The sequence below is a fragment of the Gemmatimonadota bacterium genome (assembly GCA_040388535.1).
GTDB lineage: Bacteria > Gemmatimonadota > Gemmatimonadetes > Gemmatimonadales > GWC2-71-9 > Palsa-1233.
Genome location: JAZKBR010000001.1, coordinates 270,504 through 293,780, shown reverse-complemented (window position 1 = coordinate 293,780; position 23,277 = coordinate 270,504). Strand labels below are relative to the sequence as shown.

26 protein-coding genes and 4 tRNA genes are annotated in these 23,277 nt (G+C 65.1%); all 30 read left to right on the top strand.

The features are described from left to right. Positions 1-35 precede the first annotated feature (35 nt). The 30 genes from uvrA to tuf all read left to right on the top strand — a co-directional run bounded on the left by uvrA (position 36) and on the right by tuf (position 23,152). On the top strand, positions 36-2,882 hold the full coding sequence (gene uvrA / locus V4558_01360) for an excinuclease ABC subunit UvrA (protein ID MES2304120.1): 2,847 nt from the start codon (positions 36-38) through the stop codon (positions 2,880-2,882). A gap of 55 nt (positions 2,883-2,937) precedes the next feature. Beyond that, positions 2,938-3,153: a hypothetical protein gene (locus V4558_01355; GenBank protein ID MES2304119.1), complete on the top strand. Its 216-nt coding sequence runs from the start codon at positions 2,938-2,940 to the stop codon at positions 3,151-3,153. Positions 3,154-3,158: 5 nt separating this feature from the next. Beyond that, a complete protein-coding gene (gene sdaAB, locus V4558_01350) occupies positions 3,159-3,824 on the top strand; it encodes an L-serine ammonia-lyase, iron-sulfur-dependent subunit beta (protein ID MES2304118.1) in 666 nt (221 codons plus the stop codon). Further along, positions 3,824-4,708 carry an L-serine ammonia-lyase, iron-sulfur-dependent, subunit alpha gene (gene sdaAA / locus V4558_01345; protein MES2304117.1) on the top strand — a complete coding sequence of 295 codons (885 nt, stop codon included), beginning with the start codon at positions 3,824-3,826 and terminating at the stop codon, positions 4,706-4,708. The genes sdaAB and sdaAA overlap by 1 nt, the downstream gene beginning before the upstream one ends. A gap of 76 nt (positions 4,709-4,784) precedes the next feature. Next, a complete protein-coding gene (locus V4558_01340) occupies positions 4,785-5,054 on the top strand; it encodes a hypothetical protein (protein MES2304116.1) in 270 nt (89 codons plus the stop codon). After that, positions 5,054-5,341, top strand: a complete 288-nt coding sequence (locus V4558_01335; GenBank protein ID MES2304115.1) for a hypothetical protein — start codon at positions 5,054-5,056, stop codon at positions 5,339-5,341. Before V4558_01340 ends, V4558_01335 begins: the two co-directional genes overlap by 1 nt. Then, complete coding sequence (locus V4558_01330; protein ID MES2304114.1) at positions 5,338-5,697, top strand: hypothetical protein; 360 nt, start codon at positions 5,338-5,340, stop codon at positions 5,695-5,697. Before V4558_01335 ends, V4558_01330 begins: the two co-directional genes overlap by 4 nt. After that, positions 5,697-5,999 carry a hypothetical protein gene (locus tag V4558_01325; protein MES2304113.1) on the top strand — a complete coding sequence of 101 codons (303 nt, stop codon included), beginning with the start codon at positions 5,697-5,699 and terminating at the stop codon, positions 5,997-5,999. Before V4558_01330 ends, V4558_01325 begins: the two co-directional genes overlap by 1 nt. A 2-nt stretch (positions 6,000-6,001) precedes the next feature. Then, positions 6,002-6,397, top strand: a complete 396-nt coding sequence (locus V4558_01320) for a hypothetical protein (protein MES2304112.1) — start codon at positions 6,002-6,004, stop codon at positions 6,395-6,397. Next, positions 6,394-6,810: a hypothetical protein gene (locus tag V4558_01315; GenBank protein ID MES2304111.1), complete on the top strand. Its 417-nt coding sequence runs from the start codon at positions 6,394-6,396 to the stop codon at positions 6,808-6,810. The genes V4558_01320 and V4558_01315 overlap by 4 nt, the downstream gene beginning before the upstream one ends. Further along, positions 6,807-7,190: a hypothetical protein gene (locus tag V4558_01310; protein MES2304110.1), complete on the top strand. Its 384-nt coding sequence runs from the start codon at positions 6,807-6,809 to the stop codon at positions 7,188-7,190. The genes V4558_01315 and V4558_01310 overlap by 4 nt, the downstream gene beginning before the upstream one ends. Then, positions 7,187-7,600, top strand: coding sequence for a hypothetical protein (locus V4558_01305; protein MES2304109.1), 414 nt, complete (start codon positions 7,187-7,189; stop codon positions 7,598-7,600). The genes V4558_01310 and V4558_01305 overlap by 4 nt, the downstream gene beginning before the upstream one ends. Continuing rightward, on the top strand, positions 7,590-7,952 hold the full coding sequence (locus V4558_01300; GenBank protein ID MES2304108.1) for a hypothetical protein: 363 nt from the start codon (positions 7,590-7,592) through the stop codon (positions 7,950-7,952). Before V4558_01305 ends, V4558_01300 begins: the two co-directional genes overlap by 11 nt. Before the next feature lie 71 nt (positions 7,953-8,023). Further along, complete coding sequence (locus tag V4558_01295; protein ID MES2304107.1) at positions 8,024-8,410, top strand: hypothetical protein; 387 nt, start codon at positions 8,024-8,026, stop codon at positions 8,408-8,410. A 5-nt stretch (positions 8,411-8,415) separates the two neighbouring features. After that, complete coding sequence (locus V4558_01290) at positions 8,416-9,150, top strand: PspA/IM30 family protein (GenBank protein MES2304106.1); 735 nt, start codon at positions 8,416-8,418, stop codon at positions 9,148-9,150. Further along, entirely contained in the window at positions 9,147-10,196 is a 1,050-nt protein-coding gene (locus tag V4558_01285) for a DUF1611 domain-containing protein (GenBank protein MES2304105.1), read from the top strand. Before V4558_01290 ends, V4558_01285 begins: the two co-directional genes overlap by 4 nt. A gap of 95 nt (positions 10,197-10,291) precedes the next feature. Beyond that, positions 10,292-12,562, top strand: a complete 2,271-nt coding sequence (locus tag V4558_01280; GenBank protein MES2304104.1) for a hypothetical protein — start codon at positions 10,292-10,294, stop codon at positions 12,560-12,562. Between the two features lie 109 nt (positions 12,563-12,671). Further along, positions 12,672-14,873: a hypothetical protein gene (locus V4558_01275; protein MES2304103.1), complete on the top strand. Its 2,202-nt coding sequence runs from the start codon at positions 12,672-12,674 to the stop codon at positions 14,871-14,873. Beyond that, positions 14,870-17,074 carry a hypothetical protein gene (locus tag V4558_01270; GenBank protein ID MES2304102.1) on the top strand — a complete coding sequence of 735 codons (2,205 nt, stop codon included), beginning with the start codon at positions 14,870-14,872 and terminating at the stop codon, positions 17,072-17,074. Before V4558_01275 ends, V4558_01270 begins: the two co-directional genes overlap by 4 nt. Before the next feature lie 135 nt (positions 17,075-17,209). Beyond that, positions 17,210-17,710, top strand: coding sequence for a hypothetical protein (locus tag V4558_01265; GenBank protein ID MES2304101.1), 501 nt, complete (start codon positions 17,210-17,212; stop codon positions 17,708-17,710). 72 nt (positions 17,711-17,782) lie between these two features. Continuing rightward, positions 17,783-17,980 (top strand): hypothetical protein, encoded by a 198-nt coding sequence (locus tag V4558_01260; protein MES2304100.1) that lies wholly within the window; start codon positions 17,783-17,785, stop codon positions 17,978-17,980. Between the two features lie 54 nt (positions 17,981-18,034). Next, on the top strand, positions 18,035-18,283 hold the full coding sequence (locus tag V4558_01255) for an AbrB/MazE/SpoVT family DNA-binding domain-containing protein (protein ID MES2304099.1): 249 nt from the start codon (positions 18,035-18,037) through the stop codon (positions 18,281-18,283). Next, positions 18,277-18,612, top strand: coding sequence for a type II toxin-antitoxin system PemK/MazF family toxin (locus V4558_01250; protein MES2304098.1), 336 nt, complete (start codon positions 18,277-18,279; stop codon positions 18,610-18,612). Before V4558_01255 ends, V4558_01250 begins: the two co-directional genes overlap by 7 nt. Positions 18,613-18,658: 46 nt before the next feature. Continuing rightward, positions 18,659-19,621 (top strand): mechanosensitive ion channel family protein, encoded by a 963-nt coding sequence (locus V4558_01245; GenBank protein MES2304097.1) that lies wholly within the window; start codon positions 18,659-18,661, stop codon positions 19,619-19,621. After that, on the top strand, positions 19,618-21,102 hold the full coding sequence (gene cysS, locus V4558_01240) for a cysteine--tRNA ligase (protein ID MES2304096.1): 1,485 nt from the start codon (positions 19,618-19,620) through the stop codon (positions 21,100-21,102). Before V4558_01245 ends, cysS begins: the two co-directional genes overlap by 4 nt. 247 nt (positions 21,103-21,349) lie before the next feature. After that, positions 21,350-21,426 (top strand) — tRNA-Thr (locus tag V4558_01235). Positions 21,427-21,461: 35 nt separating this feature from the next. Then, positions 21,462-21,545, top strand: a tRNA-Tyr gene (locus V4558_01230). 33 nt (positions 21,546-21,578) lie between these two features. Next, positions 21,579-21,651: transfer RNA gene (locus V4558_01225), tRNA-Gly, on the top strand. Between the two features lie 9 nt (positions 21,652-21,660). Beyond that, a tRNA-Thr gene (locus tag V4558_01220) sits at positions 21,661-21,733 on the top strand. Between the two features lie 216 nt (positions 21,734-21,949). Continuing rightward, entirely contained in the window at positions 21,950-23,152 is a 1,203-nt protein-coding gene (tuf, locus tag V4558_01215; protein MES2304095.1) for an elongation factor Tu, read from the top strand. Positions 23,153-23,277: the final 125 nt, after the last annotated feature.

The following is a 23,277-nucleotide window of genomic DNA, read 5'->3' as shown; positions in this document are numbered from 1 at the left end:
CTCGCGTTTCCCCTACCACCTTACCATTCGGGGCTATGGCTGAAGAGTTTCTCGTCGTCCGCGGTGCCCGCGAGCACAATCTCAAGAATGTCAGCGTCCGGATTCCCCGGAATGCCTTGACCGTTTTCACCGGCCTCTCGGGGTCGGGGAAGTCGTCGCTCGCCTTCGATACCATCTATGCCGAGGGTCAGCGTCGTTACGTCGAATCACTCTCGGCGTATGCCCGGCAGTTCCTCGGACTGATGGAGAAGCCCGACGTCGATGCGATCGAGGGACTCTCGCCCGCGATCTCGATCGAGCAGAAGACCACCGGTCAGAATCCGCGTTCCACTGTGGGCACCGTGACGGAAGTGTACGACTACATGCGCCTCCTCTGGGCGCGTGCTGGTGTGCCACACTGCCCCAACGACGGCACTCCGATCACCCGCTCCTCCGCGGGGCAGATTGCCGACACTGTGCTCGGCTGGCCCGAGGGCACCAAGATCGAAGTGCTCGGACCGATGGTCCGGGGACGCAAGGGCGAATTCCGCGAACTCTTCGAGGACCTGCGCAAGCAGGGCTTCGTGCGCGTCCGCGTCGATGGCGAGACGATGGACCTCGCCGATGTACCTGCGCTCGCGCGTCGATCGAACCACGACATCGCGGTCATCGTCGATCGTCTCGTGGTGCGAAGCGAAGATCGCTCGCGCCTGGTCGATTCGCTCGAGACCGCGCTGCGTGTGGCCGAAGGGGTCGCCGAGGTGGTGCGTCATCCGGGTGGCAAGAGCACGATGTTTTCCGAGCGCTTCGCCTGTCCGACGTGCGGGCTTTCGCTCCCTGAGCTCGAGCCGCGGCAGTTCTCGTTCAATTCACCATTCGGTGCCTGCGCCGAGTGCCACGGCGTTGGCACCTCGCGCATTCCCAACGCCGAACTGGTGCTGGGTGATCCAACCATCTCGATCCTCGAGGGCGTGGTGCTGCCGTGGGGCGAGCCGAGTGGCTACCTGCGCAAAGTGGTCCTGCCGACGCTGGCACGGGTCTTCAAGTTCGATCTCAACTCGCCCTGGAAGAAGATTCCCGCAGCGGCGCAGAAGATCCTGCTCCACGGCGCACCGGGGAAGAAGCTCACCTATGCCGCCGAAGGTGGCCGGGGGCGCGAGGTCGAAGGGGAATGGGAGGGGATCCTCACCAACGTCGAGCGGCGCTGGAAGGAATCCTCAAGCGATGCCGTGCGGCACGACCTCGAGGGGTACATGGTCGAGATGCCGTGTCCCGTCTGCCACGGCAAGCGCCTCAAGGCCGAATCGCTGTCGGTGCTCATCGCGAAGCAGAGCATCGGTGATGTGGTTGATCTCTCGGTCGATGATGCGGTCTCATTCTTCGAGAAGATCCCGGTTGGTCGTGGCAAGGCCGGCGCGGTCGATCCGGATATTGCCGGGCCGATCCTCAAGGAAGTCGTGGAGCGCCTCTCCTTCCTGCGCGATGTCGGACTGGAGTATCTCACGCTCGGTCGTGCGGCCGGTTCGCTCTCAGGCGGTGAAGCACAACGCATCCGGCTGGCGACGCAGATCGGCTCGCGCCTCGTCGGCGTGCTCTACATTCTCGACGAACCGAGCATCGGCCTGCACCAGCGCGACAACGAGCGCTTGCTCGAGACCTTGATGGGGCTGCGCGATCTCGGCAACACGGTCATCGTGGTGGAACACGACGAAGACACCATTCGCGCCGCCGATCACATCGTCGACCTGGGGCCGCGCGCCGGACGCTTCGGTGGCGAAGTCGTGGCCGAGGGGACGATCGACGAGATCCTCAAGCATCCCGATTCGCTGACCGCACGATACCTGCGCGGCGAACTCCGGATTCCGGTACCGGCCGTGCGTCGTCAACGCGATCCGGCCAAGCGGCTGCGGGTCGTGGGCGCGCGCGAGAACAACCTGCGCAAGCTCGATGTCGATGTGCCGCTCGGGCTCTTCGTCGCCGTGACCGGCGTCTCCGGATCGGGCAAGTCGACCCTCGTGACCGACATTCTCTATCAGTCGCTGGCGCGGCACTTCTACCGGGCCAAGGTGCTTCCGGGTGCGCACTCGCGGATCGAGGGGCTCGACCTCATCGACAAGGTCATCGAGATCGACCAGTCGCCGATCGGTCGCACGCCACGGTCCAACCCGGCCACCTACTCGGGGCTCTTCACACCGATTCGCGAACTCTTTACCCAGTTGCCCGAGGCGAAGATCCGCGGGTACGGGCCGGGCCGCTTCTCATTCAATGTGAAGGGTGGTCGCTGCGAAGCGTGCCAGGGCGATGGACTCGTGAAGATCGAGATGCACTTCCTCCCCGACGTCTACGTGCCGTGCGAGGTGTGCAAGGGGAAGCGCTACAACCGCGAAACCCTCGAAGTGCGTTACAAGGGGCGGAGCATTGCCGACGTCCTCGAACTGACCGTGGAGGACGCGCTCGACTTCTTCTCGGCCCAGGGTCGTATCGCCGAGCGACTGGAACTGCTCAACGATGTCGGGCTCGGCTACCTCCATCTCGGCCAGCCCGCGACGACGCTTTCGGGCGGCGAGGCACAGCGCGTCAAGCTCGCGACCGAACTCGCCAAGCGCGACACCGGTCGCACCCTCTACATCCTCGATGAGCCGACCACCGGCCTCCATTTCGAAGACGTCCGGTTGCTGCTCGACGTGCTCCACCGGCTGGTGGAGAAGGGGAATTCCGTTGTGGTGATCGAGCACAACCTCGACGTCATCAAGACGGCCGACTGGGTCATTGATCTGGGCCCCGAGGGCGGCGTCCGGGGCGGCAACATCGTGGCCCAGGGAACGCCCGAGCAGGTCGCGCTGGTCGAAGCGAGCCACACCGGCCGATTCCTGAAGCGCGCCCTCGCCAGCGGCCTGGGCTGAGGCCCGGGCGAGCGATTTCCCGCTACATTACCAGTATCCCTGTCAGGAGCTCGCGATGACGCTCGATCTGATCATCGAAACCCTGCGCTATGCCAACGGACAGGAGCTTCCGGTCCAGTTGGTGCTGCGGGACGGTACCGAGGTGCACGGCGTTCCGACGGTGGTCGATCTCCATATCACGGCGCACGAAGTCTTCCTCCGACCGCTCCACAACGACGACACCGAAATCGGCGTCTCGCTGGAAGCAATCCAATCGGCAGAACTGGTCTGACACCTATGGTCTCACTGCTCGACATCATCGGCCCGGTCATGGTGGGCCCCTCGTCCTCGCACACGGCCGGCGCCTGTCGTCTGGGCCTGATCGCTCGTGCCCTGGTGGGCGGGACTCCCGATACAGCAAAGGTGGAACTCCACGGCTCCTTTGCGCGAACTGGCACGGGGCACGGGACCGATCGCGCCATCGCCGGTGGACTGCTCGGATTTCAGCCCGACGATGAACGGCTCCGTGAATCTCTCGAAGCCGCGGCCGCTGCCGGGATGGTGATCACCTTCGACAACGTCAAGCTGCGCGGCGACCACCATCCCAACACGACGCGCATCACCGTGACGCGTGACGGACGCAGCGCCACGATGGTCGGCTCGTCACTCGGTGCCGGCCGCATCCTCGTCACGGCGATCGACGGCTTCCCGGTGGATGTCACCGGCTCCTACACCACGATGGTCGTGGTCGCGCACGACGAGCCGGGTATTGTCGCCAACGTCGCGACGGCCCTGTCTGAGCAGAGCGTCAACCTCGCCACCATGCGGGTGTCGCGGCGGCAGAAGGGTGGCGATGCCATTCACGTCTACGAACTCGACTCGCCTCCGAGCGACGCGGCAGTCGAGCGAATCCGCGCCCTGCGGGCGGTGAAGACCATTCGCGTCGTCGATCGGGTGGCCTGATGTACGACTCGCTGATTGAAGCCGCGACGGACGCGACCGCTCAGGGAATCTCGCTCGGTGAGCTGGCGTTGCAGTCGGAAGTCTCCGAAGGGCTGCGCACCCGCGAAGAGGTGGAACACTCTCTGGGGCGTGCGCTCGCGGTGATGCGTGGCGCGGTAGAGCGCGGGCTGGTGGGAGATCTCTACTCGGTGTCGGGGCTGGTCGGTGGCGACGCCGCCAAGCTCGCCAATGCGAAGGGTCCGCTCGCCGGCACCATCTTCACCGATGCGCTGGCTGCCGCACTCGCGGTGCAGGAAGTCAACGCCGCGATGGGCGTGATTGTCGCGGCGCCCACGGCCGGTGGCGCCGGCGTGCTCCCTGGCGTGTTGCTGGCACTGTCGAAGCACCGCAATGTCTCCGATGCTGACCTGGTACGCGCCCTCGCCACCGCCGGGTTGGTGGGTGCCGTCGTCGCCGTGCGCGCCTCGCTTTCGGGCGCCGAAGGCGGTTGTCAGGCAGAGACCGGCGCCGCGGCAGGAATGGCGGCAGCGGCCGGGGTAGAGCTGCTCGGTGGCACACCGTGGCAAGCCATCCACGCGGTCTCAGTGACGATGCAGGGTACCCTCGGTCTGGTCTGCGACCCGCTCGGCGGTCTGGTCGAGGTGCCGTGCGTCTACCGCAACGCGACCGGCGCGGCGATGGCGCTCGCCGGGATCGAGATGGCCCTCGCTGGCGTCGAATTCCCGATCCCCGCCGACGAAGTGGTCGATACCATGGGGCAGATCGGACGCGATATGGACGTCCGCTATCGGGAGACCGCGGGCGGCGGGCTTGCGGCCACCCCGACCGGAAGGCGTCTTGCCCGTGAGCGGCTGGTCCAGCTGAAGCCTCGCAAGGGGAGCTGATCCGGTCGTTTCTGGCTGAAACATTCTCGCAGGCGCCCCCGTAAATGGGGGCGTTCCCTCTATCCGGAGGCCGTCCGTGGAAGACATTCTGGCGATTGTACTGATCTTCGGTGGGGCGACCGTCGTCGGGTTGTCGTTTTCGCCACTGGGTCGGGCCATTGCCGACCGTCTCCGCCACGGGGTCCAGCAGCTCCCGCCTCCCGAAGTCGATCACGAGATCTATGACGAGCTCGACCGTCTCCGCACTGATGTTTCCGAGCTGCAGGAGCGAGTCGACTTCGCCGAACGGCTGCTGTCGAAGGGCAGCGACGAGTCTCAGGATGCCGCTGCCCGGGGCGGGCAATAATGAACGCGCTACTGATTCCGATCATCGCGCTGAGCATCCCACTCGTCGTGGTGGTGTCGAAGAGTTCGATCGGGCTCGCGATCGCCGACGCCATTCGTCACAACAGTGGCGCCGACAAGGGTGCCTCCACTCGCGAACAGTTCGAAGAGCTCTCCGCCGAGATGGAGCAGTTGCGTGGCGATGTCGATCAGGCGCGCGCCGAATTGCTCGAAGTCCACGAACGGCTCGACTTTGCCGAGCGCTTGCTCGCCAAGGGGCGTGAAGACGCCCACCAGGGGGGATCGTGATCCAGTTTCCCGCACCACAGGCCCCCGTTCCGCCGCCGGACCTCGGCCGGATTGTCGTCGACACGGGCTCGGCCGGCCCGCCAGAGTGGCTCGCCCCAGTCATCGTGATGTCGCTGGTCGCGATCATCGCCTGCATCCTGCTCTATCCGATGGCGCGCGCGTGGGCGCGGCGGCACGAAGCCGGCGCGATGGATCCGAATCTGATTGATGAAGTGAATCACCTGCGCGAGCGCGTTGGTGATCTCGAAGGGCAGGTGGCGCGGATGCAGGAGCTGGAAGAGCGCGTCGACTTTGCTGAACGATTGCTGGCACAACGGGAGGATGTCATCCGCTTGCCGCGTGAGGGAGGGGCCTGATGGGCGACGGCATCGGCGATCTGGCCTTCTGGATTGCGATGGGCCTGGGCCAGTTTGCCTTCTGGTCGGCGATGGGGCCGATCATCAAGGCATTCGCCCGACGCATCGATGCCAAGACCGGCCCGGGTGACGAGCGGGTCATGGCCCTCGAGGCCCGACTCGCGGATCTCGAGACCCGCGGCCTCACATCGGGTGAAGTCGAAGCCCAGTTCCACCGGCTCGCCGAGGTCGAAGAGCGGCTCGACTTCGCCGAACGGATGATCACTCGTACCGAGTCGTCACTCCCGGCAGGGGAGGGGTGAGTATGCGAAACTCCCGCATTGCAGGAATGGTGATCGCGATCAGCATGGCGGTGATGGGCATGGTGTTCGTCGCATGGGCCATCGATGAACCCGGTCGCCGAGGCTTCGAGTACCTCCTCACGGCGCTCGCCGGTGGTGGTGCCGTGTCGTGGTTCGCACTGCGTGGCCCCCTCGGCCGCTCGCTCGGACGAATGATCGAGGGCGACGAGCACGACGAGGAACTGGCGCTGCGGGTCGAAGATCTCGAGGCGCGACTCGCATCGATGGAGCAGCGCAACCTCACCTCCGGCGAAGTCGAGGCGCAGTTCACCCGACTCTCCGAAGTGGAAGAGCGGCTCGACTTTGCCGAGCGGATGCTCACCAAGGGTGAAGGCCACATGACGGCAGGTGAACCGTGAGCGGCCGTGGTTCGCGCTTCATGGGCATGGTGCTGGCGCTCGGCCTCTCGGCGATGGCACTGGTGTTCGTGTTCGCTGTGGCCGAGCCCTACATGCATCGCGAGGTCCCACGCGAGGTCGACGGGATGGCGATCTTCGTGCTCGCATTGGGCACGGCGATCTTCGGCTCGCTGCTCTTCGGCCCGGTCGGCAAGGCCATCAAGGGGATGCTCGAGGCCGGCCCGCGCGATGATCTCGCCACGATGCGGCTCGAGGAACTCGAAGCGCGACTCTCGAATATGGAAACGCGCGGCCTGAGCTCTGGAGAGGTCGAGGCGCAGTTCTCGCGACTCGCCGAGGTGGAAGATCGACTCGACTTTGCCGAGCGCCTGCTGGCGCGCGTGGATCCTACGCTACAGGAGCGGCTGCCGTGAGCAACAAGGGAGGATCGCGCGGAATCGGGTTGATGCTCACGCTCGGTGTCACGGCGATGGGGCTGATGTATCTCGCCTTCGTGATGGATGAAGGCCGCAACATCGACAACCCGATGCCCGTCTTCGCACTCTTGACGGGGGGCGTCCTGTTCGCAGCGCTGATGTTCGGCCCGATCGGCAAGGCCGTCGGCAAGATGCTCGAGGGTGATCCCCCGGCCGATGATCAGCTTGCGATGCGGGTGGAGGATCTTGAAGCGCGCATCGCCGAACTGACAATGGAGCAGTCTCGCGTGGCCGAGCTCGAGGATCGTCTCGACTTCACCGAACGGATGATCTCGCAACGCGAGCGGGAAGCGCTCCCGCCGGGTGAGCGCCAATGAGCAACGGCAATCGCTTCTCCCGTTTCCTTGGCGTCGGCCTGGCGCTCGGAATGGGGCTCGCTGGGCTCGCGTTCATTGCCAGTGTGACGCTGGACTCGCGCCGCGGGGGCGACCCCCGCATGGCGATGATCAGCATCAGCGGCGCCATGGGGCTGTTCTGGTTGATTTTCCGTGGCCCGGTGGGAAAAGCGCTCGCCGGGATGCTTGAAGGGGATCGTCAGGGCGACGCCGTGATGCAGGGCAACCTCGAGTCGCGCCTGGCGTATCTGGAGCAGCACGGACTGACGAGTGGGGAAGTGGAGGCCGCGTTTGGCCGGATCGCCGAACTCGAGGACCGACTCGATTTCACAGAACGGTTGCTGGCGCAGGTGCAGAACGAGCCGATGAAGGAGGTGGGTCGTGGGAGTTGATAACGGGCGAAATCGCGGATCGGGATGGCCATTCATTCTGGTAGGCGTCACGGTCATCGCTCTCTTCAGCGGACTGACCGAGGTGAGCCAGCGGCTCGGCCCTGCCTCGATTCCGATCTGGTTCATCGCGGTCGGCGGCGCCGCCTACGCGCTCCGCGGCCCGCTGGGCAAGGCACTCGCCGACCGGATCGCCGGCCGGAGCCAGATCGACGCCGAAGATATGGTCGCGCAGGTGCCCGACGAGCTCTACGCCGAACTCGATGAGTTGCGTGCCCGGGTAGGCGAACTGGAAGAGCGCGTGGACTTCTCGGAGCGGCTGCTGGCGAAGCAGGACAGCAACCCGCCGGCCTGATTGCCGGGCCGTTATGGCCCGGACTACGTTTCCCGTCTTACCCCCGGATCCCCCGGGTTGGAGGAAGTTCGATGACATCACGTGAAGACGTGCAGGCCTATCTCGATCGACTCGACCTGCCGGTCGAGCTGGTCGCGCACGATATGTGGCGCGTGAAGACGCCCGAGGACGCCGAGCTGGTGGTGCATTTCGCGCCGCCGGTGCTGGTCCTCCGCGTCCGGGTGATGCCACTGCCCGCCGACGCGACCAAGTCGGCCGAGCTCTGCCGGCGCCTGCTCGAATACAACGCCCATGACCTGGTGCACGGGTCGTACGGCATCGAGGGAGATCACGTCGTCCTCACCGATGCCATGGAATTGTCCGATCTCGACTTCAGCGAGTTCGAGGCCAGCGTCGATTCGCTCGCCCTGGCTCTTGCGTCCCACGTGAGCGCACTCGCGCCGTTCGGGGAGAGGTAATCGTTATGGGAATCTTTGATCGTTTCGCCACGATGATGCGTTCGAACCTCAATGACCTCATCTCGCGCGCCGAAAACCCCGAGAAGATGCTGAACCAACTCATTGTCGACATGCGTACGCAGCTCGACAAGGCGCGGCAGCAGGTGGCGCAGTCCATCGCCGACGAGAAGAAGCTCGAGGCCGATTCCATCGCGATGAAGAAGCAGTCCGAAGACTGGGAGCGGCGCGCGATGCTCGCGGTGCAGGAAGGCCGCGACGATCTCGCGAAGCAGGCGCTGATGCGCTACAACGAGGCGCTGCAAGGTGCGCAGCAGCTCCACGAGACCTGGGTCAAGAGCAAGAGCGAGACCGAATCGCTCAAGGCGTCACTGCGCCAGCTCAACGACAAGATCGAGGAAGCCAAGCGCAAGAAGAACATCCTCGTTGCCCGGGCGCGGCGGGCCGAGGCGCAGCAGCGGATTCAGGAGACGCTGTCGGGGATGGGCGACAAGAGTGCCTTCGAGTCGTTCGAGCGGATGCAGGAGAAGATCGAGAACAACGAGCGCAAGGCGCTCGCGGCGGCCGAACTGCAGGAAGAGTTCACCGGCGACAAGCTCGCGAAGGAATTCGAGCAGCTCGAATACCACGGCTCTTCGGATCAGCAGCTGCTCGAGCTCAAGGCGCGGATGGGCGCGCTCAAGTCCGGCACCACCGAGGCACCGAAGCAGCTCGGCCAGGGTGGCGGCGAGGGGAAGTCGTGAGCGTGCTGCGTCACCTGATTGTGGCCGATGGTGACTTCGGCCCGATGACATCGAAGACCGCAAACTCGGTGATCCGCTACCAGCCCGACCGGGTGGTAGCGGTGCTCGACCGGCAGAACGCCGGCAAGACGGCGCAGCAGGTGCTCGGTTTCGGCGGCGACATCCCGGTCGTCGCCTCGATGCGCGAAGGGCTCGACCACGGTGCGAACTCGGTGCTCATCGGCATCGCGCCGGCGGGCGGACGCCTCCCCGACGAGTGGCGCGAGTGGCTGCGCGAGGCACTCGCTGCCGGCTGCGACATTGTGAGCGGACTGCACACTTTCCTCAATGATGATCCGAAGCTTGCCGAGGCCGCGAAGGCGGCGGGGCGGAGCATCACCGATATTCGTCGCCCGCCGGCGAACCTGCCGATTGCGAGCGGCCTGGCGAAGGGGACCAAGGCGTTGCGCGTTCTCACGGTGGGCACTGACTGCAACGTCGGCAAGATGACGGCGCAGCTGCAGCTCGTGGGAAAGCTCAACGAGCGCGGCATCAAGACCAATTTCGTGGCGACTGGCCAGACCGGGATAATGATCGAAGGGTGGGGGATCGGTGTCGATGCTGTCGTCGCCGACTTCATCGCTGGTGCGGCCGAGCAGATCACGGTGCGCGGCGCCGAGGGTGCCGACGTGGTGCTCGTTGAGGGGCAGGGGAGCATCAATCACCCGGGGTACAGCGGGGTGACGCTCGGCCTGCTGCACGGCTCCTGTCCCGATGCGATGATTCTCTGTCACCAGGCGACGCGCGAATACATCGGCGACTATCGTCAGGCGAGCTGGCTGCGGATTCCGCCGCTGTCGCAGTATGTGAAGTGGTACGAGGAGATCGGTGGTGCGGTGCATCCCACCAAGGTCATCGGCATCGCGATGAACACCTACGATCTTGATGATGCTGCCGCGCGGGCGGCGTGCGAAGCCGCCACGAAGGAGACCGGCCTGCCGTGCACCGACCCGGTGCGCTTCGATCCGGCGCCACTGCTGGATGCGATTGCGGGGGCGAGGAAGTAGCTTCTGAGGTGCCGGCCGTCGCGCCTGCGTCGGCCGGGTGGTAAAATGCTTGCTGGATAGTGCACTGCCCGTTTCCCCCCACGAGGCCGGTGTGTATGCTGATAGGTGGGTTCGTCTGCTTTGCCCAACTCATCGTGGCCACACCCCGACTCGATGCTGCCTATGAGCGGCTGCAGCAGGCTACCACGCCGAGCGCAGTCGCGTCGGTGCCAACCCCGCCCGTGCAGGGCCCGGAGCTGGTGCTCTGGCAGGCCGTCCGCGAACTACGCACCTCTCAGCTATCCAACGATCGCCCAACCCTCGAACGGAATCTCTTCACACTCTCGCGTCTGACAGGCCGGGCCGACCTCGGCGCGTGGCCGAACTTTGCCCTCGCGCGAGCATTCGCCGAGTTGGCAAAGGCGCGGGCACCGGTCCTGTTGTCGGAAGGCTCGCTCGAGGGCGAAAGTCACGAGGAGAGCGCCTGGCGCAATCTGCGCGATGCGTTTCGCAAGGACCCGGAGTTCGATCCGGCCAGGCGATTCGTGCTGGAGGTTGCAGTGGCGTCGGGCGATAGGTTGATGCGCCGGAATCAGGTCGAGATTCTTGGGCGGATGCTGAACCGCGATCGACCGGAAGCCGATCTGCTTCTCGTGTGGGGTCGGCACCTGCGCGCCGAAGGACAGAACGACAGCGCCCTGGCGGCCTTCGACCATAGTGCCGAGCTCGGCGGAGATCTATCGCGCATCGCACTGGAGCGCGCGCGAAGTCTGTCGGCCATCGGCGACTCGACCGGTGCGACCCGTGCCTACTGGGCCGGTTTCTCTCCACTCACTCCGGCAGGTCGAGCGCTCTACCGGCAAGACTTCGGCTGGATGCTCGATCCTGATTCTCTCCAGACGTTTGATTCGATCCCGGACGGTCGCCTGCTTGCCTGGGTCCACCGGTTCTGGGCCGAGCGCGACGCGGCGGCCGCGGCGAGGCCGGGGTCGCGCCTTCTCGAACAACTGCGACGGTGGAACGTGGCACTCGGGCAGTATCGTGCCCTTGACCCCTGGCGCCGAGCACAGTTTGCCCGTGTCGAATTTGGATTCGAGGGCCTCGATCTTCCGTGCCCAGGTAGCGGGACCTCGCTCTACGAATTGCTTGCCCGGGCTCAGCCGACGCTTCCTGGGGACATTCGCGCCAGGGAGTCGCTCCTCGACCATCGAGGGGTGATTTACCTCAGGCACGGTGAGCCCGCGGGGAAAGCTGTTGGAATGGGGCCACTCAGCGGTGTCAGCGTCGGGCAGCAGGAGCCTCCGCCTCCCTTCCTGCGCCAGCGCATCGCGCGCTCGATGGAACAGAACGAGTCGTGGCTCTACTGGATCGATGGACGTTGGCGACTCATTCACTTTCGCGGGAGCCAGGCGCTTGGCTATATGGCCCCCACAACGATGACCAGTTTCCTGCCGGTGGATTTTCCCGAGGACTGGGCGTTGCGCGCTCGGCTCCTCCCCGAATACGCGGGTGCTGCTGTCCGGATGTCTCTCAGTGGCGGAACCAAAGCGACGGACTACCGCCGTTGCGATGTGATTGCGCAGAGCCGGGAAGACGCACTCGTTGGAGCGCGCACCGACAGCGATTCGCCCCTGATCACGACGCCGTGGAATGCTGTTGTCCAGACGTTCGGCGTCGGCGACGGCGGCGACGGCAGTGGTCGAGTGCTGGTCACCTTCGCGATTCCCGGACGCGGGCTCCACGCAGACGCTGGCCCTGAGGGGCAGCTGGTATATCCGATCACCTTCCGGCTGGTTGCCTACAATCGCATGCTCGACAGTACCATCGCGATCGACACTGTTCGTCGTTTCATGCGGCATGATTCGCTCAAGGCGGGGGAGCACCTCGCCGGATGGTTCGAGCTGCCGGTCATGGGCGGAGATTGGCAAGTAGCGGTGCGGGCGAAACAGTCGAACGACTCCGCGGGAGCGTATGCCCTCGCCAAACGCGTGACTGTGAGTGGTGGCAACGGCCTTGCGCTGAGCGACATCGTGACCGGAATTGCTGACGTCGGAACGCCCTGGAATTCTCTCGCCGGGCTCTTCGCGCTCAACACGCTCGGGGCGTGGCCGGTGGGTGGAACAGTGGAGCTGTATTACGAAGTACGCGGCATTCCACCCCGCGAGAGTTATCGCAGCATCGTGGAGGTTCGGTCTTCCGATCCGAAGTCTATGGAGGGGATCAGGATCCAGGGAACCGAGCGTTCCTCCGGCGCCGTGAACGGCGTGCGCAAGTCATTGGCGCTCGCTCGACTGAAGCCAGGGAGCTACCGACTGATTGTCACCATTGAGTCGGCGGGAAGACGCGTGCAACGCGAACGCCCTCTGCTGGTGTCGGCTCGGCACTAGGACGACCCTGCTACTCTCGCGCGAGGCGCCTCTCCAGTGCGCTCCGCGCCTACGCGCTGTATCATTGTGGAATCCTGGTTCTGCCCGTTCCCCCACGAGGCTGGCACCGATGGTTCCTTCCCGCCGCAATTCCGTTGTTACTCTCGTTGTCGTGCTGGGCGCCCTCTTTGTGCCCGCGCGCGCTGTTTCCCAGGCCGCACCCGACACGGTTGCAGCCTGGGCAAGGTGGTTGGGCACTGCTCCGGCCCTTCGCGCGCTCACCGATGCTTCCGTCGCCACGGCCCTGTTGCCGACTAATCGACGCGGCGACGCGACGCTCAAGCAACCGCGCATCCTCGCAGCAGTGCTCGATACCGCCGCGTCGCTTTCCTACGGCTGGGCCTACCGGAATCCTTGGGGAGGCTTTGCGCTTGCCCGCGCCTTGCAGGCGGAGCGTGGCAGCTGTGGTCCGATCGATGGCGTCAACACCAGGGAATTTCTCGATTGGTGTCGTCGCACCTATGAGGCATACCTCGGTTCCTTCGACCGAGACTCAGCATTCGCACCGACCATCGCTGATCTTGATCTGATCGTCCCCTATCCCAGGGTGTGGGCAACTGCGCAGCGCGAGCTTGCCGGTGTGAATGGCGCCCTCGTCCGAGGGGGGCTTCCCGCTGCGGTGCAGCGGCAACTCGAACGCCTTCGCCTCCAGCTATCGCTTGAACAGGGAGACGCGGGCGAGGGACACGCACTCATCACGCGCGCAGGGCCACAAGTGCTCACCAGCGGCGAACGGAACTACCTCTTGGCATTCGTCGAGGCGAACGCCGGGTCGGCTCGGGAGGCGACGCGTCTCTATGCCGCAGCCAGCGCCGATTCGGGCGGTGGGGAGCACCAGCAGTGGGTCGCCCGCGACCTCGCGCTTGTCGGTGGCAGCTCCGATTCAGCGGCATTCGTGGCGCTCCCGTTCAGCGAACGCGCCAGGTGGGTGGAGGGATTCTGGCTCGATCGCGACTTCGAGGACGGTCACTTCGCTGGCGCCCGCTTCGCGGAGCACGCGCGGCGATGGCGCGTAGTGCTCCAGCACTATCGCGTTGCCGACCGGGACGAGCTGTTGCGAAAGCTTCCGGCCGACAGAACCGCCGTGCTGGCGGCCTGCAAGGAACAGGGGAACACGGCTGATGGTGGTGCCCCGACCCCCTTTTGCTCGTTGGGCGGTCTCGACCTCCGCGGCCGACTTCTGGACGATCGCGGTCTGACCTACCTGCGGCACGGGGAGCCGCCGGCAAGAGCGAATTACCCCGGCACTCAGGCATCGGGCACCGAGTCGTGGCTCTACACCCTCCGCGAGCGGCCCGCCCTCGCACACTTTGCCAGGCTGGATCGCGTATTGTCCGGAATGTTTGCGACCAGTTTGAGCACTGGTGACTGGATGGCGACCTGTCAGCTTGCCGCATTCTACTGCGTGCTCGAGGCCCGGAAATCTCTCAAGTCGCTTTCGCAGGAACGCATCGTCCGGGTCAAGGAGCTGGCCGCGCAAGATCAGGCATTCCTCGCGAGTCACGACGGCGCGCCGAGCCGGTTCGACAACAAGTTGCGGTTGGCGGCCTCCGCTGTGGGCCTGGGCCGCCAGCCCGGGATGCTGACGGCTGCCCTCGACATTTCGCTGCGCGACCTGACGCGGTACGGTGCCGAAGATTCGAGCCACCTCTCATTGCGCTGGCAACTACGGGTGCGCAACGCCGCGAAGGAATGGGTCGTGTCGATCGACACGATGCGACATTTCCGGTTGCCAGCCCTTGGCAATGGCTCCAATCTCGACGGCTATCTCACGGCGCTGCTCGAGGTGCCGCTTCCAGGTGGTGCCTACGAAGTCAAGATGATAGTCTCCGACAGCGCCGGCCGCGTGGGCGCCGAGTATTCACACAGCGGGCTAGTGATCGGCGATCCCGATGCGCCGATGGACATCTCCGACCTGGTGCTCCTCCCCGATGGCGAACAGGGTGCACCGACCGCAATCGAGGGCAATCCCGTTCGGCTCTCCCCGGCGCTCTCCCCTGGACGCGCGAAGTTCGTGGGCCTCGGTTACATCCTGAGCGGCGCGGCCGGGCGCGACGTTCCCCTCACGGTCACGGTGACGCAAGTGGGCAAGGACGGTGTCGCGCCAGCGGTGACGGTGCGGTTTGTCGATCGGCCGCCCACGGCGCGCGCATTCCGAACGCAGCGTGTCGGGATCGGGTCGCTCAAGAGCGGCTCGTATGAATTGCGGGTGACAGCGGAGTTGAGTCCGACGGTGAAAGTCGAGCGGACCCAACGGCTGGTGGTGCCGTGAGCTACCACATCGGCGGACGACTCAAGCTGCTCGTGCTCTATCTGGTGCTTGGCGTGGGTTTGGCCGGCAACCTCCTGGCGCAACGCGGGCCGGACATCCTGACCCCGCAACTCCTCGCCCCAGCTTTCGGCATCCGCGACGAGATCCCACGCTACAATCAACGAATTGTGGCCCTCTGTGGAGCGCTGGGAACTCAGGGCGCCTTGTTGAAGGAGGAGGGAACTCTCGCCGACCACGGGCCGACCGCAGACGCCAGGGTCCTGATCTCGCTCGCCTGCGTGCGGGCCAGACTCTCCGCGCTGGAGACGATTTCACGGCCGGGCTTCCTGATGCCATTGGGGGACAGCTGGACTGCCGGATCGGAGCGCGCGCTCCTTCGTGGGCTCGCCCTGGCACCCTCAGCATTCGGGGCGGAGATTCTCGGCGCACTCGCGTACGACGCCGAACTCTCGCCCTTGCTTGATTCCGTCGCGGTGGCCCTCGCGGGTGCTGTAGGCCCCGGGACTGCATCGGCGGCAGCAGCCCGGAGCTGTGTGGATCTGAGCGAGCGCGGCGGGAAGCCGGCGCGTGCCGCGGCGTGTGCGCAAGCTGCGCTCGCCGCCGGGGTCGACTCTACCTGGCAACAGCTCTACCTGGCGCGTGCGGCCGCGCGAACGGCCGACACGACCCAGGCCCTTCTGCGACTCCACGAAGCCCTGCACTCCGCGCACGATCGTGGCTCATGGGACGAAGTCGGCTGGCAGCTGAAGTGGTTCGTGGAGCCCGATGAATGGGACGAATGGCAGACGCTCCCCGATTCGTCGCGTCAGCGCTGGGTGCTGAACACGTTCGCGTTGCGTGACATTCGCGACGCGCGCCCTTCAGGAAGTCGTCTGGTGGAACACTTCGCCCGACTCGATTACGTCATCGCCCACTTTCGTCTCGCCGTGTCTCGCAAGGGACAGTTGAAATTTCTGTATCCCGCGACGCCAGAGAGTCGCGTCCCGGGGAACTTCGCGATGTTCTGGGAGCCCGGCCTCATTCACGCCGATCTGCTCCGCCCGACGGAACGGTGGACCGGCTTCTATGATGACCGGGCCACGGTGTGGATGCGGCTTGGAGCCCCTGGAAATACCCGTGAGTGGAGCGGGATCGACACCGTGCGCCCTTCCTTGAAAAAACAGCAGCTGGAGTATTTCGGAACCAACAGCCGGACCGTGTGGCAATATGACATCGGCGGATCGCGCCTGCTGCTGCAGTTTGAACCTGAGGCCTTTACCGCGACGACGAAGCCGACCAGGCTAGTGAAAGGCGTGCTCGGCTCGTACCTCTGTGGCCTCGACACGTATCGCTGCTTCCTGACCACGACTTCGGAGAACGCCGAGCGGATGGGTGGGCGGGCGGTCGAGGCGGAGCACCTCGAACGCATCCGCACAGAGGATGCCGCCTTCATCAAGCTGGCGACGACACAGGATGACAATTCCCGTCGGTTTGCTCACGGCCTGGAAACATCGGCCCGGCTCCAGCGTGAATGGAAGGACGGACGCCTTGTGGCGGTGATCCCCTGGTCAGTCCGGGCCGGCGACCTGCTCGTTGATTCGAGCTCGGTGGCAACGCTCATGATTGAACTGCGCCAGTGGGACGAGAACGCCGAACGATGGATCGATACTACAGAACTTCGTCGGCTCAGAATTCCCGCAGGAACGGGCCCCGATGCCCGAGTGAACGGACTGATCGAGGCAGCGACCGGCGCCGCCATCTCATCGTGGAGTCTGATGATCCGGCAAGACTCCATTCGTGCCGGAGGACGATGGGGAACCAGAATGCCCTCGCTCGTGGCAGGAACGCTGGAAATGTCGGACCTGATCCTCGGGGCGCCGAAGCAACGTCAGGTCTGGACAGGCCCCAGTGGCAAGGTTCCGGTGGCTTCGCTCGGCACGTTCAATCGAAAGGAACCGGTGTCGCTCTACTGGCAGATCCTGAGCGAAGCACGGCGTGCCGAGGTGGAGACGACGATCGCGCTCTACCTCACCGAGAAGCCATCCGACAAGCCGTCGCTCGAGGTGCGCTCCACCGGGTCGCTGGAGGCCAGCCTCAATGAGTCGCTTCGGGAACTCGACATCTCGCGGCTCGACAAGGGCGCTTACCGGCTGGAGGTTGTAGTCCGGGACCGGAAGGCCGGCGTTACCCTGAGGCGGACGGTACCGCTTCTGCTGCGGTGACGTCAGCAAAGGAGTCTTCATGCCAAGTGCTCCTGTTTCTTCACTCATCGTGTGCTACCCTCGTTCGGCAGCGTCCTGTTCAGAAATAGCGTTGCATTAGCCCCGAACCCGTCCCTCTTACCGGACCGTCCAATGATGATCAACGCCGCCCACTGGCACGTCCTCCTCAATCACATCCCGATCATCGGCGTGCCGATGGTCGCCATCCTGCTTCTCTGGGGCCTCGCCAGGCTCAACGAGGCGATGGTTCGCCTCGCCCTCCTCGCTACCGTCGTAATGGGCGCGGCGACCTGGGTCGTTGACCTCACCGGCGGCAAGGCCGAAGACGAGGTCAAGGACGCCAAGTATGCCTGGGTCTCGCGTGAACGAATCCACGAGCACGAAGAAGTCGCCGAGAAGGCCGAGATCGCGGCGATTGCCACGGGCGTCCTCGCCCTCGCCGTGCTGGTGATGGCGCGCGGTGGCAAGCCACCACACCGCACCGCGACCTACGGCGTGCTTCTCGGTCTCGTCGTCACCGCCGGCATCCTCGGCTGGGCCGGCTGGGAAGGCGGCAAAATTCGTCACGACGAGTTCGGCCTCACCGTGACCACCGACCAGGCGCCGATACCGGGAGAAGCCGCACCGCGACCCTGACTCGCGTTTACTGGTTCCCCGCGGCGGCGCCCCGACGAGTCATCGCACTCGTCGGGGCGTTTCCGTTGCTTCATGTCTCGCCGCCGACTCCTCCTCCTCGAACTCGCCGTGTCCGCTCCGGTTACTCCCCGCATCGCCCCACTGGTGCTGCTGCCACTCCCCGATGGCCGGGCCGCGGTGCCCCTGGTCGACATCACCGTGGAGGAAGCGCTCGCGACGCTGCTGGCCGAGGGAGTGGCGATCCGGAAATCGCGGGTGATCGATGCCTAGCCCGCGGCGTTCCGAGGTAATTACATTGTGACTACCTCTCTCAGGGATGTCGCAATGAAGGCCAAGCTGATCCGGATCGGGAATTCCCGCGGGATCCGGCTGCCGAAGCCATTGATCGAAGCAGCCGGTCTCGGCGATGAGGTCGATATTGAGGTGCGCGATGGCGAGCTGGTGATCCGGCGCGTCAAGCGGGTGCGGGAAGGGTGGGCCGAGGCGGCGAAGGCTCTCGCTGAGTCCGGAGATGACGGACCGGTCTGGCCCTACTTCAACAACGAGAGCGACGACGAGGATTGGGTGTGGTAAACCGCCCCGACCCCCGGCGTGGCGAGGTCTACCTCGTCGCGCTCGGCGAAACGCACGGGCACGAGATCAGGAAGACTCGACCCGCGCTGATCGTGTCGCCGGACGAGATGCACGGGCAGAGTCGTCTGGTGATCATCGCCCCGCTCACGAGTGGGACCCGCCCCGCCCCATTCCGAGTAGAATGCCGCTTCCAGGGGAAGGCCGGCAGAGTACTACTTGACCACCTGAGATCGGTCGACCGGACTCGTCTGATTCGCCCACTCGGCAAACTGACGCCGGCGGTGCAGAGGAACGTGCTGGAGGTGCTCCAGGAGATGTTCACCCCCTGACCCAGCAGAGTTGACCCACCCCGCAACCTCCCCCAAGTTGCCAGCCATGAAGGCTCTCCTCGGCAGCTCGCTCCTCGATATTCAGGATTCGGTCGAACGATTCCTCCGCCTCTTCGGCGCCGACCTCGTCAAGGCGCGTTCGACGGCGCTCGGTTTCGTGCTCATCTGGGCGCTCGCCTACGGGACGTGGCAGCTGGTGAAGCTGATTGCCCGACGGATCGTGATCCACGCCGATGATGGCGATGACTCGCGGCTGTCGTATCAGGAGAAGCGCGCCCAGACCGTCGCTCAGCTACTCCGGAGTGTCGGCAAGGTCCTGATCCTGATCTTCGGCCTGCTGCTCACCCTGCGCCTCTTCATTGATATCACCCCGTTGCTCGCGGGTGCCGGTATCCTTGGCCTCGCCTTCTCGTTCGGGGCGCAGTCGCTGGTGAAGGATGTGATTGCGGGAACATTCATCCTGATCGAGAACCAGTTCGCCGTGGGCGATGTGATCGAGGCAGCAGGCAAGACCGGTACCGTCGAACGGATGACGCTGCGCGTGGTAATGCTGCGCGACATCGATGGCGCGGTGCACATCATTCCTAACGGCCAGATCACCACGGCCACCAACAAGACTCGCGGCTGGTCGCGAGCCGTGGTCGATGTAGCCATTGGCTACGATGCCGATGTCGATCTCGCGCTCGACATTATCCGCGATGAGGCGGCAAAGCTCGGAGCCGACACGGTGCACGGCGTCAAGTTCGATCAACCACCCGAGGTGGTTGGCGTGCAGTCGCTCGGCGACAACGCGGTGTCGATCCGGGTGATGCTGCGCACGCAGCCGGGGATGCAGTGGGAAGTCGCGCGCGAGTTCCGCCGCCGGATCAAGGTGCGGCTCGATCACGAAGGGATCGACATTCCGTATCCCCAGCGGATGGTGCACGTGAAGCACAGCGGGCCGGGGAGCAGCGCGCCGACGGGCGGCGACGACATTGCGACAGACATTGCAGCGGCAGGTGGGGCATGACACTGCGACTCTATAATACGATGACGCGCTCGACCGACGAGTTCGTCGCGCTCAACGCCCCGCACGTGTCGCTCTACACCTGCGGCCCCACGGTCTACAACTACGCGCATATCGGGAATTTCCGCACCTTCCTCTTCGAGGACATGCTGCGGCGCTGGTTGATGGCGAGTGGCTACGACGTCTTCCACGTGATGAACCTCACCGACGTTGACGACAAGATGATCAAGGGGGCCGGCGCCAAGGGGATCTCCATCGGCGAGCTGGCGATCCCGTACATCGAGGCGTTCTTCGCCGATCGCGACTATCTGCGCATCCTGTCGGCGCAGGCCTATCCGCGGGCGACCGACTACATCGCGCAACAGATCGCGCTGGTCGAGTCGCTGCTGGAAAAGGGCAACGCCTACAAGGGCGATGACGGCTCGGTCTACTTCTCGATCGAACGCTTTCCCGACTACGGCAAGCTTTCGCATCTCGATATGCGCGAACTGCAGACCGGTGCGAGCGGCCGAGTCAGCGCCGACGAGTACGCCAAGGAAGATGCCCGCGACTTCGTGCTCTGGAAGGCGGTGCGTCCCGAAGACGAGGCGGTGAGCGCCGCGTGGGATACACCGTTCGGCCGCGGCCGCCCGGGATGGCACCTCGAGTGCTCCGCGATGGCGCTCGACCTGATCGACAAGCAGCTCGGCACCAACGTGCTCGATATTCACGCCGGCGCGGTCGACCTGATCTTCCCGCATCACGAGGATGAGATCGCCCAGAGCTGCGCCCACACCGGGCAGCGCGATTTCGCGCGGGTCTGGATGCACGGCGAGTTCCTGACGATGTCGGGGACCAAGATGTCCAAGCGCTTCGGGAACATCCTCACGGCACGCGACCTCCGCGAGGAACGGGTCGACGCCGGGACGGTGCGGACGCTCTTCGCGACGACGCACTATCGTCAGGCACTCGACTTCACCGATCAGGCGCTCGACGCGGCGAAGGAAGGGTCGCGCCGTCTCGGGGAGTTTGCCGGGCGCCTGGCCGTGGTGCCCAACGGGGCGAGCGCCGAGTTCGAGCGGGCGGGCGAACGCCTCCACGATGACTTTACCGCCGCGATGGATGACGACCTCAACGCGCCGCGGGCCCTGGCCGCCCTTTTCGAGGCGGCACGGGAGGGGAACCGGCTCCTCGACAGCGGGGCCGAACCGACCGCCGGCTTCCGCTCGGCCTGGGAGCGGGCGACCGGGGTACTTCAGGTCCTGCCGAATCAGGTCGGCTCGGCCCGGATCGAGGCCACGGCGGACGAGGGCGACCTGGCCGACGCGCCTCCCGCTGACCCGGCCGCCGCGGAAAGCTGGGCGATGGCGTGGGCCGGGCGGCGACTGGCGGCAAAGAAATCGAAGAATTTCGCCGAATCTGATCGAATTCGGGCACTTTTGGCCCAAAATGGGTGGGAAACGCGTGATAATCGTGATGGAAGCGCGGGACTGGTGAGGAGTTGAAGCGCGAAAGGGTGATGGGTGATGGGTCACGGGGAAGGGGGTCGTTGTGTCACCCTGAGCGAAGCGAGGGGGCGGAGTTCAGGCTCCCTCGACTTCGCCCGCTTCGCGGGCTCCGCTCAGGATGACAGCGCGGCCCCTCCTTCCCCATGACCCGTGACCCATCACCCTTTTCCCGCCGTAACTCCCCCGTTGACGCTGACTTGAGCCTCCAGTAACTTGGGTGTCTGCCGGGGGACCGGGCTTTTTGGCTGACGTAGCTCAATCTGGTAGAGCACCTGATTTGTAATCAGGCGGTTGTGGGTTCGATTCCCGCCGTCAGCTCCAGTGAGCAGGTGACGTGGCTCGGAAGGGCAGAACGCGGTGGGGTGGCCGAGTGGCTAATGGCAGCAGACTGTAAATCTGCCGGGCTACGCCCTACGTAGGTTCGAATCCTACCCCCACCATGGTTTGAAGGCGGAAGAAGGCAACGCGGGATTGCGGGTGTAGCTCAGTTGGTAGAGCATCAGCCTTCCAAGCTGAGGGTCGCGAGTTCGAGTCTCGTCGCCCGCTCTGTGGGTTGCTCGCGTAGCTCAGTTGGTAGAGCACATCCTTGGTAAGGATGAGGTCATCGGTTCAATCCCGATCGCGAGCTCTGAGAGCCCGGTCGCGTGGCCAGTCCACCGACCACGTTGTTGAAGTATCGGACGCAGCGGCGTCCAACCACGCCGGGCCGGCGGACAGTTTCCGCGTGCCCGGCGCGTTGTGTCAACGAGATGTTGATGACGCGATTCGGAATGACGTAGCAGGGGCGCAGCATGCTGCGCCCATAACGACGAAGATCACCACGCAGTAGCGGAGATTTGAAAAAATGGCCAAGGCGAAATTCGACCGGACCAAGCCGCACGTGAACGTTGGCACGATTGGCCACGTTGACCACGGCAAGACGACGACGACGGCCGCGCTGACGAAGGTGTCGGCCGATCGCGGCTGGGGCACCAAGTACATCTCGTACGACGAAGTGGCGAAGGCCTCGGCGTCGCAGGGGCGTCGCGATGCGACGAAGATCCTGACGATCGCGACCTCGCACGTCGAGTACGAGACGAAGAATCGCCACTACGCGCACGTCGACTGCCCGGGCCACGCCGACTACGTGAAGAACATGATCACGGGTGCCGCGCAGATGGACGGCGCGATCCTCGTGGTGAGCGCGGTCGACGGCCCGATGCCGCAGACCCGTGAGCACATCCTCCTCGCGCGCCAGGTCAACGTGCCGAAGGTGGTGGTGTTCCTGAACAAGTGCGACCTGGTCGACGACGCCGAGCTGCTGGACCTGGTCGAGCTCGAAGTGCGGGAGCTGCTGAGCCAGTACCAGTTCGATGGCGACGATGCGCCGGTGATCCGGGGCTCGGCCATCAAGGCGATCGAGGGCGACCCGGTGTGGGTGGCCAAGATCGACGAGCTGTACGACGCCCTGGATACCTACATCCCGGAGCCGGTGCGCGAGACCGACAAGCCGTTCCTGATGCCGGTCGAGGATGTCTTCTCGATCACGGGTCGTGGCACGGTGGCGACGGGGCGTATCGAGCGTGGCCGCGTGAAGGTGCAGGAAGAAGTGCAGCTGGTCGGCTTCGGCGCCGAGAAGAAGGTCATTGTCACGGGCGTCGAAATGTTCCGCAAGCTGCTGGATGAGGGTGTCGCGGGCGACAACGTCGGCCTGCTGCTGCGCGGCGTGGAAAAGGCGGAAATCGAGCGCGGGATGGTGCTGGCGAAGCCGGGGTCGGTGAAGCCGCACACCCAGTTCGAGGCCGAGGTCTACGTGCTGGGCAAGGATGAAGGCGGCCGTCACACGCCGTTCTTCAAGGGCTACCGGCCGCAGTTCTACTTCCGCACCACGGACGTGACGGGCGCGTGCGAGTTGCCGGCGGGCGTGGAGATGGTGATGCCGGGCGACAACATCCAGATGACGATCGAACTGATCATCCCGGTGGCGATGGACGAGGGGCTGCGGTTCGCGATCCGCGAAGGCGGCCGCACGGTCGGCGCCGGCGTGGTCACGAAGATCCTGAAGTAGGCGTCGCGCTTGCGCGACGCTCGATTTGAGGTCGTGCCGCGCTTGCGCCGCACCGGTCTCACCGTCGGTCGAGCACAAGGACGTAGTTACGCAGCGAATACCGGTGCCGCCCCAGGGCGGCACCA